Consider the following 13,695-nt stretch of genomic DNA (forward strand, 5'->3'; position numbering starts at 1 on the left):
ACAGGTAACGATGGAAGAAGAAAAAATTATTTTCTGTAAGAGCGGCGGCTGTACGGCAAAGCTCGGGGCAGGCGTGCTCGAACATATTCTGGAGAAGCTGCCGAAAGGGGAAAAGGATCCGAATCTGCTGGTGGGCTATGACAGCAAAGACGATGCATCCGTCTACCGGCTGACGGACGACCTTGCGATGGTCCAGACGCTGGATTTCTTTCCGCCGGTGGTGGAGGATCCGTACACGTTTGGAAAAATTGCGGCGGCGAATGCCTTAAGCGACATCTATGCGATGGGCGGAGAGGTGCGGACAGCCCTGAATATCGTCTGCTTTCCGGAACAGATGGATCTGAATGTCCTCGGAGAAATCATGCGCGGCGGCGCGGAAAAGGTGCAGGAGGCGGGCGGATCGCTCTCCGGCGGTCATTCGATTGCGGATGACAGTGTAAAATACGGCCTTTCTGTCACGGGAACCGTGCATCCGGACCGGATCTGGCAGAACAATACTGGCCGCGTGGGTGATCTGCTCATTCTGACGAAACCGCTCGGAACCGGCATTCTCTGTGCGGCGCACCGCGTCGGGGAGGAAAACCCGGGGGGATTTCAAAAGGCAGTGGAATCGATGATGACGCTGAATAAGTACGCCTCGGAGACGGCACGGAAGTATAACATTCATGCCTGTACCGATGTAACGGGCTTTAGTTTCCTAGGACATCTGCATGAGATGATGGAGTCGGGCGTGTCCTGCCATATCTGGGCGGATCAGATTCCGGTGTTCCCGGGGGCTGTGGAAGCGGCGGAGGAGTTTCTGATCACTGCGGCAGGCCAGCGGAACCGGAATCATCTGGAGCAGCATGTGACCTTTAAGGATATACCGTTCGGCATGCAGGAGGTGCTGTTTGACCCGCAGACATCGGGAGGGCTTCTGATGGCCGTGGATGCCGTGGATGCAGAAAAAATGCAGAGAAAACTGCTGGAGCAGGGGATTCCGGCAGCAATCGTTGGAAAAATCACAGAGCCGGCAGGAACCGAAATTTATGTGACACAGAGCAGGAAATGGTAAGGCAGGGAGAATGAAAAATGGCAGAGATGGAGAAAAAGACAGTAAACGCAATGGGTGATGTGTGCCCGGTACCGCTGGTAAAGGCAAAAAATGCGATTGCAGAACTTGCGGGAAGCGGAAAAGTGGAGGTTCTGGTGGATAATGAAATCGCCGTGCAGAACCTGGAAAAAATGGCGCAGCAGAAAGGATATGGCTTTCTGGTAAAAGAGAAGAAAGAAAAAGAGTATCATGTGGAGTTCACCGTATCGGAAACAGAGCCGGCTGAAACAGAAGAGAAAACCGTATGCCTCGTACCGGCGGCAAAGAAAACAAAACTCGTCGTTCTTTCTGCAGACCATATGGGCGAAGGAGCCGAGGAGCTGGGTAAAATTCTGATGAAGAGCTTCCTTTATGCACTGACCCAGCAGGATGAGCTGCCGGATACGATTCTGTGCTACAACGGCGGTGCAAAGCTGACCTGCGAGGGTTCCGAGTCCCTGGAGGATCTGAAAGATCTGGCAGCGCGCGGCGTTGAAATTCTGACCTGTGGAACATGCCTGAACTTCTACGGCATCACTGAAAAGCTGCAGGTCGGCAGTGTGACCAACATGTATGACATCGTGGAGCGCATGAGCAGCGCAGACCGCGTGATTAAGCCATGATTTACCTCGATTCGGCGGCAACGTCGCTGTGGCATCCAAAAGAAGCAGAGGAGCGTATGATCCAGGCACTGCGCGGCTGTGGAAATGCAGGCCGCGGTGCACACGATGCGACACTGGATGCGGGCCGCATCGTCTTTGAGACGAGAATGCGGCTGGCAGAGTTGTTTCACGCGGAGAGTCCAGAGCGGATTGCGTTTACGTGCAACGATACGGAGGCACTGAACACGGCAATTTTCGGACTCTTCGGGCCGGGGGATCATGTGATCACGACAGTCTGCGAGCATAATTCCGTTCTGCGCCCGCTGTATGCACTGGAAAAACAGGGACTGGAGCTTTCCGTGATTCCGGCGGATGTATCTGGAAGGATCGATTACGATCAGATGGAAGCGGCAGTGCGGAAAAACACGAAAGCGTTTGTCGTTACGCATGCCTCCAACCTGACCGGAAATATCACGGATCTTGCGCGGGTGTGCGAAATTGCGGAACACCATTCCCTGCTTCTGATCGTCGATGCGGCGCAGACAGCGGGGATTCTGCCGATCAATGTACAGAAAAGCGGGATCGACGTGCTCTGCTTTTCCGGCCACAAGGGACTATTAGGGCCGCAGGGAACCGGCGGAATCTACGTCCGTCCCGAACTTTCGATCCGGCCGCTCAAAATGGGCGGAAGCGGAATCCGAAGCTATGAAAAAGAACAGCCTGCGGCGATGCCGGAGCACCTGGAAGCGGGAACTTTAAATGTCCACGGAATTGCGGGACTTCTGGGAGCGCTGGAATATCTGGAGAAGACGGGGATTGAAATGATTTACAAAAGAGAGAGGGAGCTGATGCACCTCTTTCTGGAGGAAATTCAGGGAATCCCGGGACTTACTTTATATGGAACAGACGATCTGCAGCAGCGGGTACCAACGGCGGCATTAAACATCGGCTCCTGTGATTCGGGATATGTCAGCGACTGGCTGTATGAGAACTATGGTATTGCAGTCCGAAGCGGGGCACACTGCGCGCCGCTGATGCACGAAGCACTCGGGACACGGGAGCAGGGAGCCGTGAGGTTCAGCTTTTCCCATGTACTGACGGAAGAAGAAGTCCGGATTGCCGCGCAGGCTCTGCGGGAGTTTGCCGAAGAAGAAATGCAGCAGTGAGAGAGGCGGCAGCCGGCATCCGGGATACAAAAGAAGCTGGAAAAAGGAAGAAACGATATGAGACAGCGAAAAGAAACCTGGATTCTGACGTTTGCGGGGACAACGCAGGCGATGCAGATGGAGCAGTATGCGAGAGCGCACGGCCTGCCGGGAAGGATGATCCCCGTTCCGCGGGAAATTACGGCGGGCTGCGGCCTTTCCTGGAAAGCAGCGCCGGAAGAGGGAAAAGAAATCCTTGCGGCACTTCAGACGGCGGGACTTGCCTATGAGGCGGAGTACCGTGTGCTGTTGTAGAGGTGTGAGGTGGAAATGGAAGAAAAAGAAGAAACATTACGACAGAAGCTGCGGTACGACATGCGGCTGCGCGTCAGCCGGACGGATCATGCCTTCGGTCCCGGTGTGGCGGAGCTGATGGAGCATGTGGAAGCAACCGGCTCCCTTTTGAAGGGCTGCAAATGCATGCAGATGGCGTACTCGAAGGGATGGAAAATCTTAAAGCGCGCCGAGGAGGATCTCGGCATCCCGCTGGTACAGGGCAACCGGGGCGGCAGCAACGGCGGCCAGACGGTACTGACCCCGGAGGGAAAAGAATTCCTGAAGCGGTACCGGAAGTTTGAACAAGAAGTCCGCGCAGGCGCCGATGCGTCGTTTCAGAAGTGGTTTGGAACAGAAGAAAAATAACATTTTTTACGGGGACACGTTGACAAAACGGGTCCTTTCCTGTATTTTTATTAATGGAAAAAGCGTTATTCTCGCACGAGAATAACGAGGCAGACCGCGGAAGACGGAAGAAAACGGCGGCTGCTGAAACGAAAGAAGGAAGACAGCGAAGATGAAAAAGAAAGATCTGATCGTGGTACGGGGAGCAGGAGATCTTGCAACCGGTACGATCCATCGTCTGAAAAAAGCGGGCTTTCGTCTGCTGGTTCTGGAAGCAGAGCACCCGGCGGCGATCCGGCGGCAGGTGGCTTTGAGCGAAGCGGTATATGCCGGCAGCGCCAGGGTAGAGGACGTGGAAGCCGTGCGCATGGACGTGGATCTCGCAGAGAAAAAGAACCGGAAAGAACTTCTGGAACAGGAAATGGAGCGGATCTGGAAGAAAGATGGTGTTCCGGTGCTCGTGGATCCGGCGGGACTAAGCATTGCAGCACTTCGCCCGGCCGTCGTGGTCGATGCGATTCTGGCGAAGAAAAATCTCGGGACGACAAAAGAGATGGCGCCGCTTGTGATTGCCCTCGGACCGGGCTTTACGGCAGGAGAAGATGTGGATGTTGTAATTGAGACGAAGCGCGGTCATAATCTTGGACGCGTGATCCGAAGCGGAAGCGCGGTTCCGAACACTGGCATTCCGGGCATCATCGGCGGGTACGGAAAAGAGCGTGTGATGCATGCACAGGCGGAAGGTATTCTGCGGAATGTGGCTTCGATCGGAGACATTGTGGAAGCCAGGGCTGTGATTGCAGAGATTGAGACAGAAAACGGGACGGTACCTGTGGAAGCATCTCTCTCCGGTCTGCTGCGCGGGCTGATCCGCGACGGCTATCCGGTGACGAAGGGATTTAAGATTGCGGACATCGATCCGCGGAAAGAAGAACTGCAGAACTGCTTCACGATTTCCGATAAGGCGCGGTGCATCGCCGGAAGCGTGCTGGAAGTGATCTGCGGGGAACTGGAATAGATTCAAATAGAAAAAGTGAGGCGTTTCAGATGAAACTGATGAAAACAGAAGACGCGGTAGGCCAGGTGCTCTGCCACGATATTACACAGATTATCAAAGGTGTGACAAAAGATGCGGTATTCCGCAAAGGCCACATCATTACAGAAGAAGATATTCCGGTGCTGTTAAGTGTCGGAAAGGACAACATTTACATCTGGGAAAAGGACGATACAATGCTGCATGAAAATGAGGCGGCACAGATTCTTTACGATATGTGTAAAAACGATCACATGCATCCGTCCGATGTCAAAGAAGGAAAAATTGAACTGATCGCGGACTGCGACGGTCTTTTGAAAGTGGACCGCGAGAAGCTGAAAAAAGTAAACAGCCTCGGCGAGATGATGATTGCGACGCGCCACGGTGATACATACGTGAAAAAAGGCGACAAACTGGCGGGGACGAGAATTATTCCGCTCGTCATCAAAAAAGAGAAGATGGAGACGGCACAGGCAGTCTGTTCCGACGGGCCGATCCTGACCTTAAAGCCGTTCCACAAGAAAAAATTTGCGGTTCTGACAACGGGAAATGAAGTGTATTACCATCGGATCGAGGACACCTTCACACCGGTTATCCAGGAAAAGCTGGCAGAATTCGGCGCGGAGATGATCTTTCATGAGGTTTACGATGATGATGCATCGAAGATCACAGACGGATGCCGACGCGCGATGGAAGCGGGTGCCGATCTTGTCTTCTGCACCGGAGGAATGAGTGTGGATCCGGACGACAAGACGCCGCTGGCGATCAAAAATACCGGAGCACGCATCGTTTCTTACGGCGCGCCGGTGCTGCCGGGAGCCATGTTCCTTCTGGCGTATGCCGAAAACGGAACACCGATCGTCGGCCTGCCGGGATGCGTCATGTATTCGAAACGGACGATTTTCGATCTTGTCCTGCCGCGCCTCATTGCAGATGATGAGGTGACAGCGGAGGAGCTGGCCGGTCTTGGCGAGGGCGGTCTCTGCCTGAACTGCAAGGTCTGCACCTTCCCGAACTGCGGTTTTGGAAAAGGCAGATAAACGATGAAGGATCAGTATGACAGAACGATAGATTACCTGCGGATTTCCATCACGGACGCGTGCAATTTGAGATGCCGGTACTGTATGCCGGAGAGTGCGGCGGGCTGTGCACTGGAGCAGGCGGAACAGAATCCACCGCTTACCGTCGAAGAGATGCTGAAGATTGTGCACGCCGCGGCTGGGCTTGGCATCACGCATTACCGGATTACCGGAGGGGAACCGCTGGTAAGAAAAGAGTGCGTGGAGCTGGTGCAGAAAATAAAAGCAGTGCCGGGCACCGCATCCGTTGGGATCACGACGAATGGCGTGCGCCTGGCATCGTGTGCGAGGGATCTGAAGGCGGCCGGCTGTGACAGTGTGAATGTGAGCCTGGATACAGTGGATGCGGCAGAGTTTGCGGCGCTTACCGGACGCGATGCGCTGGAGCAGGTAAAGCAGGGCATCTGCGCGGCCAAAGAGGCGGGTCTTTTAGTGAAGCTGAATGCGGTGCATCGAAAAGAACTGCATGCGCAGGAACTGATTGAATTTGCAGAGCAGGAAAAAGTCCCGGTGCGGTTCATCGAGGTGATGCCGGTGGGCGCCGGAAAATCGTACGTGGGTCCGTCGAATGAGGCGCTGAAAACAGAGCTGGAACAGTGGTATGGGGCATGTACGCCGGACCAGGAAAAAGAAGGAAACGGTCCTGCGGCTTATGTGCGGTACAAAAAGCTGTCGATGCCCGTCGGCTTTATCAGCGCGATCCACGGAAAGTTCTGCGGAAGCTGCAACCGCGTACGGCTGACAAGCCGCGGCTTTTTAAAGCTCTGTCTCTGCTATGAGAACGGCGTGGATCTGCGGGAGGTTCTGCAGAACGGAACGGCGGCGGATCTGCGGGATGTGATGGCACAGGCAATCTTAAAAAAGCCGATGGAACACTGCTTTGAGCGGCCGAAGGATATGACAGAGCACCACCTGATGTCCGGTATCGGCGGATGAAATGACGGCGGTTCGAAAAGAAGAGGAAACAAAAGAAATGGGAAAAATCATAGGAATCTGTATCAGTGAAAAACGGGGAACGGCAAAGCACGAGGTGGAAACGGCGAAGCTGGTGGAAGACTGGGGCATCGAGGGCGATGCACACGCCGGGCACTGGCACCGCCAGGTGAGCCTTTTGTCGTATGAAAAAATAGAAGCCTTCCGTGCAAAAGGGGCGGATATTCCGCTCGGCGCCTTCGGGGAAAACCTGATCGTGGAAGGATATGATTTCCGGAATCTGCCGGTCGGCACGCGGTTTTCCTGCGGGGATGCGCTGCTTGAGATGACGCAGATCGGAAAGGAGTGCCACAGCCACTGCGAGATTTTCAAACGCATGGGTGAATGCATCATGCCGCGGGAGGGCGTTTTCGCGGTGGTGCTGCGCGGCGGCACGATTCAAAAGGGTGACACCATCGAACTGGTGACGGAAAAGTAGACCAGCGATCAGACACAAGGAGAGGAAACATGGACGAACTTTACCGGAAACTGCTTGCACAGCTGGAAGAGGGACAGGACACGGTTCTTGCCTTTATCACCGAAGGGGACGGCTCCATTCCGCGCACGACGGGCGCCTATATGCTGGTCGGCCGGGAAGGACGGATTTTCGGAACTATCGGCGGCGGAAACCTGGAATATCAGGCGGTTCTGCATGCGCAGGAGCTGGTGCAGGAGAAGAAAAGTGAATACAGAGAATACGATCTCGGAACCGGAGAGGGGAAGGGGCTTGGCATGGTCTGCGGCGGCAGAGTGAAGGTGTGCTTCTATTTTATGAATGGAGCGCACGGCGAAGCAGAAAGTCTGGCGCAGGCACTTGCGGCGCAGGAGCAGTACCGCAGTTACTGGATTTTTTTTGCGCTGGACGGAACCGGCATCCGCGTGCTGGAAAAAGAAGCGTGGGAAATGCTTCCGGCGGCACAGGAAAAAGCGGGCCACTGCCGGATTCTGGAACTGGACGGGAAAACGTATTACGCCGAGGAATTCTGCTACGACGGAAAGGTTTATCTGTTCGGCGGCGGCCATCTGGCCCAGGAACTCGTTCCGGTGCTGCATCATCTGGATTTCTGCTGTATCGTACTCGATGACCGGGAGGAATATGTGGACAAAGCATTGTTCCCGGATGCCGGGCAGACCATGCTGGTGGATTTTACGAAACTGGACGAGATTCTTTCGATCCGGAAAAATGATTATCTCGTGATTGTGACACGCGGCCACCGGTGCGATGCGGATGCCGAGGCGTTTGCACTTCGCACCGGCGCGTCGTACATCGGTGTGGTGGGAAGCCGCAGAAAGACAAAGTATGTGCGCGAAAAACTGGAAGCGCAGGGTTTTACCGGAGAACAGCTCGACAGTGTCTATGCCCCGATCGGAATCGAGATCGGAAGCGAGACGCCGGCGGAGATTGCAATCAGCATTGCCGCACAGCTCATTCAGATCCGGTCAGCAAAAACCGGAAAACGAAAAGGTGCACATCCGGCGCTTCATACGTAAATATACAAAATGAGGAGTCAATTATCATGAAAACGAAAACCGTATCCATTCTTCTGATGGCAGCTATGGCACTTTCTCTTGCCGCATGCGGATTTTCCAATTCCACAGATTCTTCCAGTAAGAGCAGCTCCAAGGCAGAGAGCACATCTGCATCCAGCGCTTCTTCGGAAGCAGAGAGCGCATCCAGCGCCAAGAGCACAGCAGACGGCGAAGTATTTGACGATACCACCGTCACCGTATTTGCCGCAAAGAGCCTGAACTCCGTAATGGAGATGCTGATCATCGAGTACAATAAGACCCAGCCGAATGTCAAACTGGTTGGAAGCTATGACAGCTCAGGAACCCTGATGACACAAATCGAAGAGGGTGCATCCTGCGACGTATTCTTCTCCGCAGCAGCAAAACAGATGGATCAGCTTGAGGGTGAGAATCTCCTGGTTGAGGGAACCCGTCACAACATCGTAAACAATCAGGTCTGCGTTGTAACCTATGAGGGAAACAATACAGAAGTTACGGGCCTGGAGGATCTGAACAAGGCATCCAGCATCGCACTGGCAGACGGTTCCGTTCCGGTTGGAAAATACACAAGAGAAGCACTGGTCAATGCAGGCATTCTGGAGAAAGCAGACGACGTATCGGCTATCACAACCCAGCAGGTTTCCGAAGCGCTCGGCGGCGTGGAAATCAATGAGTGTGCAAACGTAGGAGCCGTTACTTCCGCAGTTGCAGAGGGATCCAACGAGGTTGGTACGGTTTATTATTCCGATACCTACGGTCTGGAGGACCGTCTGAAGGTTCTGCAGGTCGTTCCGTACGATCTGACCGGAAATGTCATCTACCCGACAGCACAGGTTGTCAACAAAGAGGCAGATGAGACCGAGCAGGCAGCAGCGAAAGACTTTGTAGAGTTTCTGACTTCTGATGAGGCAGCCGCCATCTTCCGGAATTATTACTTTGATACAGAGGTAGAATAAAAAGAAGATCCCACAAAAAACAGCAGGGATTTGGAATCACCGTCCGAAAAAGAAAGATTTCGTTTCTACGGACGGTGGTTTTGCATCAGAGAAAATCCGGGCAGGATGCGTGATGCAGGTATGCAGGGCTGCCATGGATAGAAAGGAAATGTTATGCAGGAAATACTGGATTTTTTACAGTCACTGGACTGGAGCCCGCTTGTCATTTCGATCAAGACCGGTATTGTGGCGACGATTCTGTCCTTTTTCTTTGGTATTTTTGCCGCGCGTGCGGTGATGAAGCTGCGTCCCGGCGCGCGTGCCGTAATTGACGGCTTTCTGACACTTCCGATGATTCTGCCGCCGACCGTTGCAGGCTTTTTCCTGCTTCTGATTTTCAGCCTCCGCCGTCCGTTTGGTGCTGCACTGTATGAGAATTTCGGTATCAAGGCAGTACAGACATGGCTTGGCTGTATTCTGGCGGCAACGATTATCGCGTTTCCGCTGATGTACCGCAATACGAGAGCGGCATTTGAGCAGGTGGATACGAACCTGATCTATGCGGCGCGGACGCTTGGTATGTCGGAGTGGAAGATTTTCTGGAAAGTGGTCATCCCATCGGCAGGTCCCGGCGTGCTCTCCGGTACGGTACTGGCATTTGCAAGGGCGCTCGGTGAGTACGGTGCGACGTCGATGCTGGCCGGAAATATTCCGGGAAAGACGGGTACCGTTTCCCAGAAAATCGCAATGGTGATTCAGGACGGGGATTATAAAACGGCGGGTTTTTGGTCTGTTGTCGTACTGCTCGTCGGATTCCTTGCGATGACGGCAATGAACCTTCTGGGTAACCGGAGAAAGAAAAATCAGAAACAGTGGTAGAGGATAAAGAATGGCGCTTGAAGTAGATATTACGAAAAAGCTGGACGGATTTTTTATGCATATGCAGTTCCGGGCGGAGCGGGAGATTTTTGCGATTCTCGGCGCGTCGGGCTGTGGAAAAAGCATGACCTTAAAGTGCATCGCCGGAATCGAAAAGCCGGATGAAGGGCGGATTGTCCTTGACGGCAAGGTGCTGTTTGATTCGGAGAAAAAAATCAATCTGCCGCCGCAGAAGCGGAAAGTCGGTTATATGTTCCAGGATTACGCCCTGTTTCCGCATATGAATGTTGTGCAGAATATTGAGGCAGGCATGGGAAAACGGCCGGACCGGAGCCGGACGGAATCGTTGATCCGCCAGTTTCAGCTGGAAGGGCTGGAGAAAAAGATCCCGGGACAGCTTTCCGGCGGACAGAAACAGCGCGTCGCGATGGCACGGATGCTCGCAGCAGAGCCGGAGCTGATTCTGCTCGACGAGCCGTTTTCAGCGCTCGATACCTATCTGAAATGGCAGTTGGAGCAGGAGATGTACAAACATCTGAAGGAGGCCGGAAAACCGGTCATCTTCGTATCACACAACCGCGATGAGGTGTACTGCCTCTGCGATACGGTCAGCTGTATGAACCGGGGAAAGATGGAAGTCATGGAACCGCTGAAGGAATTTTTCCAGAATCCGAAGACGCGCACAGCGGCAATTTTGTCGGGCTGCAAGAACATTTCGGCGGCCGAGCGGGTGGATGCGCACACGCTGCGGGCCGTGGACTGGGGCGTAACGCTGCACGTAAAGGAGCGGGAAATTGCAGACGATATCCGCGCAGTCGGCATCCGGGCACATTTTCTGGCCACAGTAGAAAGGCCGGGTGAGGAAAATGTATTTCCGGTCAACGAATCCGAAATCTGGGAAGATCCGTTTGAATGGAACATTTCGTTCCGGAAGAATGCCGAATGCAGCTGGCTGCAGTGGAAGATCGCAAAAACAGACTGGAGCCCGGAAATGGGGATTCCAAAGGAGCTGTATCTGAAGGAGGAAGATATTCTGCTGCTGACGGATTCCTGATGCTGGTGTGACAGATTTGGATAAAAAAAGATTGTTTTCGAAATCGTGATCGTGTTTCGAAAACAATCTTTTTTCATCGTTTACAGATTCATTACATGGTGATCCAGCCGAATGCATTTGCCACGGAACTGAACAGAATGATCAGTGCAAACACCGGGCAGAGATACTGGATCATGACAAGAAAGATTTTCTTTCTGCGGAAGCGGCTCTCGCCATGGATGATTTCTTCCTCGATTTTTGCCACACCGATGACTCTCGAAACGAGAAGACAGGTGGCAATGGCAGCAATTGGCATCATTACGGAGTTTGTCAGGAAGTCGAAGAAATCCAGGAACTGCATGCCAAGAATGGTGACGGAGGAAAACGGTCCGTAGCCAAGGCAGGAGAGCGTTCCGAGCGTAATCATGATAACGCCGATCAGAACGGTCGATTTTTTACGGCCCCAGCCGAGCTCATCCTCAAAGGTGGAAACGGCGCTTTCTGTCAATGCAATGGAGCTGGTCAGTGCGGCAAACAGCACCAGAAGGAAAAACAGAATACCGATCACAGTGCCAAAGCCCATATTGGCGAATACCTTCGGGATGGTGATAAACATCAGGGAAGGTCCTGCCTGCAGGGTATCCGGATTTCCGCCGGAGAAGGCAAAGACGGCAGGAATGATCATCAGGCCTGCCATGATCGCAATGGCAGTGTCAAAGATTTCGACGTTGCGTGTGGAATCCTCAATCGAGGTGTCTTTTTTCATGTAGGAGCCAAAGGTGATCAGAATACCCATCGCAATCGAGAGGGAGTAGAACATCTGTCCCATGGCGGCAACAACGGACATCCATGAAAAGTTTTTGAGGTTCGGAACAAGGAAATACTTCACGCCTGCCAGTGCGCCCGGTCTTGTTACGGAATAAACGGTAATGATAACGGAAAGGACGATCAGAATCGGCATCATCACCTTGGAAACGCGTTCAATGCCGTTTCGCACACCGGCGTAGATGATGGCGACCGTAATAAGGCAGAAAACGGCAAAACAGAGCTCTGTGGAAACTCCGTTTGAGATGAAGCCGGAAAAATAGCCGTCCTCTGCGAGCAGGGTACTGTTGCCCTTCACGTATTCGATCAGATATTTGATGACCCATCCTCCGATGACAGAGTAGTATGGAACGATCAGAATCGGGATAATGGCGTTGATCCAGCCCCCGGCGGAAAGCCATTTCGATTTGCCGAACGACTGGAAAGCGCCGACCGGGCTTTTTCGTGTCATGCGTCCGATGGCGGACTCGGCAACGATCATGGAGTAGCCGAAGGTGAGCGCCAGCAGGATATAAATGAGGAGGAAAATTCCTCCGCCGTATTTTGCTGCGAGGTAGGGAAAACGCCAGATATTTCCAAGTCCGACGGAAGCGCCTGCTGCAGCCAGCACGTAACCGATTTTGCCGGAAAACGAGCTGCGGGATTTGTTGTGTTTGTTCATAGAGTTCCTTCCTTTTGTGTGTTACAAAAATTTTGGGTTTATGGTCAGTTCTTGAAGATTTTTTATGCTGACACCATAAAGAAGATTGTAACATTATTGGGAAGGAAAGTCACTACTAAATTTTTTATTTTTTGCTGTCCGGCAGGGATTCCCCGGCCAGTTCCGCCATCAGCTCCGGCACAGTGGTCATGTGATCGAGACGCCATGCGTTTTCCCCGCAGAAAAGAAGAGCGTTGTCGGTATCGCCATCGGCAGCGCGGGCCAGGGCTGTGGTAATACAGTAGGGAATGGAGGCTTTGTCGCATTTTTTGAGGCACTGGTAGCAGTGTGAGATTTTTTCCCGTTCCTGTTCGCGTTCCGTCAGAAACGGATTGCGGATTGCGCGGCCCGGCATGCCGACCGGACTGTGCATGATCGTGATATCTTCTTTTTTTGCATTCAGGTATGCCTGTTTGTAGCGGGGAGCGGCATCGCATTCTTCCGTGACAACGAAACGGGTAGCCATCTGGACGCCTGCGCAGCCAAGCGACAGATAGTGAAGGATATCCTCATGGGTGTAGACGCCTCCGGCAAAGACGACGGGGATGGTACAGGCATATTTTTCTTCGTAGCCATGTACAATCTGCAGAATTTCCCGGATTTCGTCATCGTAGCCGCGCCGTGCTGTTTCTTCCACGGTTTCGGCGGAGTAGCCGAGATGGCCTCCGGCTGCAGGACCTTCGATGACAACGAGATCAGGAACGCGGTGATAGTGATTGTCCCAAAGCTTCAGAAGAACCTTGGCAGTCCGGGGAGGGGAAACGATAGGGGCGAGCTTGATGGAGCTTCCCTTTGTGTATTTTGGCAGATCGGTCGGGAGACCGGCCCCGGAGATGATGAGATCGGCTCCGTTTTCGATGCAGCAGCGGACGTATTCCTCGTAGTGGGTCAGAGCGCACATGATATTGACGCCGATGATGCCGCCGTTTGAGATTTCTTTGGCGCGGCGGATGTGGAAGGCGAGGGCGCGAAGATTGGCGCTTAAGGGATCACGCGCGAATTCCGGATCGCGCCAGCCGGGCTGGGCAGCGGAGATGACGCCGATTCCGCCGGCTTTGGCAACGGCACCGGCGAGGGATGAGAGGCTGATGCCGACGCCCATTCCGCCTTGGATGATGGGGTATCTGGCAACTAAATTTCCTATTTTTAATTCTGGAAGCATATAAATTCTCCTTTTTTGATAAACGGACGATCCAGTGGCTGCCGCCGCGCCGTGGATCTGGTTATTGG

The 13,695-nt window shown here is 53.4% G+C and carries 15 protein-coding genes; 13 read left to right on the top strand and 2 right to left on the bottom strand.

The window, feature by feature from the left end; all coding sequences use genetic code 11:
- Positions 1–10: 10 nt before the first annotated feature.
- From selD to PGS38_RS05095, 13 genes are all read left to right on the top strand, one after another.
- The gene (gene selD / locus PGS38_RS05035) at positions 11–1,054 is read left to right on the top strand and encodes a selenide, water dikinase SelD (protein ID WP_055220516.1); all 1,044 of its coding nucleotides are present in this window, start codon (positions 11–13) and stop codon (positions 1,052–1,054) included.
- A 26-nt stretch (positions 1,055–1,080) separates the two neighbouring features.
- Entirely contained in the window at positions 1,081–1,695 is a 615-nt protein-coding gene (gene yedF, locus PGS38_RS05040) for a sulfurtransferase-like selenium metabolism protein YedF (protein ID WP_082424948.1), read from the top strand.
- Positions 1,692–2,840, top strand: coding sequence for an aminotransferase class V-fold PLP-dependent enzyme (locus tag PGS38_RS05045; RefSeq protein WP_117509365.1), 1,149 nt, complete (start codon positions 1,692–1,694; stop codon positions 2,838–2,840). The genes yedF and PGS38_RS05045 overlap by 4 nt, the downstream gene beginning before the upstream one ends.
- A gap of 57 nt (positions 2,841–2,897) precedes the next feature.
- Positions 2,898–3,134 carry a putative Se/S carrier protein gene (locus PGS38_RS05050; RefSeq protein WP_022462466.1) on the top strand — a complete coding sequence of 79 codons (237 nt, stop codon included), beginning with the start codon at positions 2,898–2,900 and terminating at the stop codon, positions 3,132–3,134.
- Between the two features lie 15 nt (positions 3,135–3,149).
- Positions 3,150–3,521, top strand: a complete 372-nt coding sequence (locus PGS38_RS05055) for a winged helix-turn-helix domain-containing protein (protein ID WP_055227948.1) — start codon at positions 3,150–3,152, stop codon at positions 3,519–3,521.
- 151 nt (positions 3,522–3,672) lie between these two features.
- Positions 3,673–4,518, top strand: a complete 846-nt coding sequence (gene yqeB / locus PGS38_RS05060; protein ID WP_117802061.1) for a selenium-dependent molybdenum cofactor biosynthesis protein YqeB — start codon at positions 3,673–3,675, stop codon at positions 4,516–4,518.
- A gap of 29 nt (positions 4,519–4,547) precedes the next feature.
- Positions 4,548–5,573, top strand: a complete 1,026-nt coding sequence (locus tag PGS38_RS05065; protein WP_117802062.1) for a molybdopterin-binding protein — start codon at positions 4,548–4,550, stop codon at positions 5,571–5,573.
- 3 nt (positions 5,574–5,576) lie between these two features.
- A complete protein-coding gene (gene moaA / locus PGS38_RS05070; protein ID WP_119188494.1) occupies positions 5,577–6,548 on the top strand; it encodes a GTP 3',8-cyclase MoaA in 972 nt (323 codons plus the stop codon).
- Positions 6,549–6,585: 37 nt separating this feature from the next.
- Positions 6,586–7,023 (top strand): MOSC domain-containing protein, encoded by a 438-nt coding sequence (locus PGS38_RS05075; protein WP_022462461.1) that lies wholly within the window; start codon positions 6,586–6,588, stop codon positions 7,021–7,023.
- Positions 7,024–7,052: 29 nt separating this feature from the next.
- Positions 7,053–8,075: an XdhC family protein gene (locus PGS38_RS05080; protein ID WP_055266414.1), complete on the top strand. Its 1,023-nt coding sequence runs from the start codon at positions 7,053–7,055 to the stop codon at positions 8,073–8,075.
- A gap of 26 nt (positions 8,076–8,101) precedes the next feature.
- The gene (gene modA / locus PGS38_RS05085) at positions 8,102–9,049 is read left to right on the top strand and encodes a molybdate ABC transporter substrate-binding protein (protein WP_118595025.1); all 948 of its coding nucleotides are present in this window, start codon (positions 8,102–8,104) and stop codon (positions 9,047–9,049) included.
- A gap of 153 nt (positions 9,050–9,202) precedes the next feature.
- Positions 9,203–9,907 carry a molybdate ABC transporter permease subunit gene (modB, locus tag PGS38_RS05090; RefSeq protein WP_118595023.1) on the top strand — a complete coding sequence of 235 codons (705 nt, stop codon included), beginning with the start codon at positions 9,203–9,205 and terminating at the stop codon, positions 9,905–9,907.
- 10 nt (positions 9,908–9,917) lie between these two features.
- On the top strand, positions 9,918–10,961 hold the full coding sequence (locus PGS38_RS05095) for a sulfate/molybdate ABC transporter ATP-binding protein (RefSeq protein WP_118595021.1): 1,044 nt from the start codon (positions 9,918–9,920) through the stop codon (positions 10,959–10,961).
- Between the two features lie 91 nt (positions 10,962–11,052).
- On the opposite strand, the gene PGS38_RS05100 is transcribed toward PGS38_RS05095, so the two are convergent.
- Both PGS38_RS05100 and PGS38_RS05105 read right to left on the bottom strand, forming a co-directional pair.
- The gene (locus PGS38_RS05100) at positions 11,053–12,426 is read right to left on the bottom strand and encodes a sodium-dependent transporter (RefSeq protein WP_118595019.1); all 1,374 of its coding nucleotides are present in this window, start codon (positions 12,424–12,426) and stop codon (positions 11,053–11,055) included.
- A 124-nt stretch (positions 12,427–12,550) separates the two neighbouring features.
- The gene (locus PGS38_RS05105; protein ID WP_118640359.1) at positions 12,551–13,627 is read right to left on the bottom strand and encodes an NAD(P)H-dependent flavin oxidoreductase; all 1,077 of its coding nucleotides are present in this window, start codon (positions 13,625–13,627) and stop codon (positions 12,551–12,553) included.
- Positions 13,628–13,695 lie beyond the last annotated feature (68 nt).

It is taken from the genome of Fusicatenibacter saccharivorans, assembly GCF_027667425.1.
Classification (GTDB): domain Bacteria; phylum Bacillota; class Clostridia; order Lachnospirales; family Lachnospiraceae; genus Fusicatenibacter; species Fusicatenibacter saccharivorans.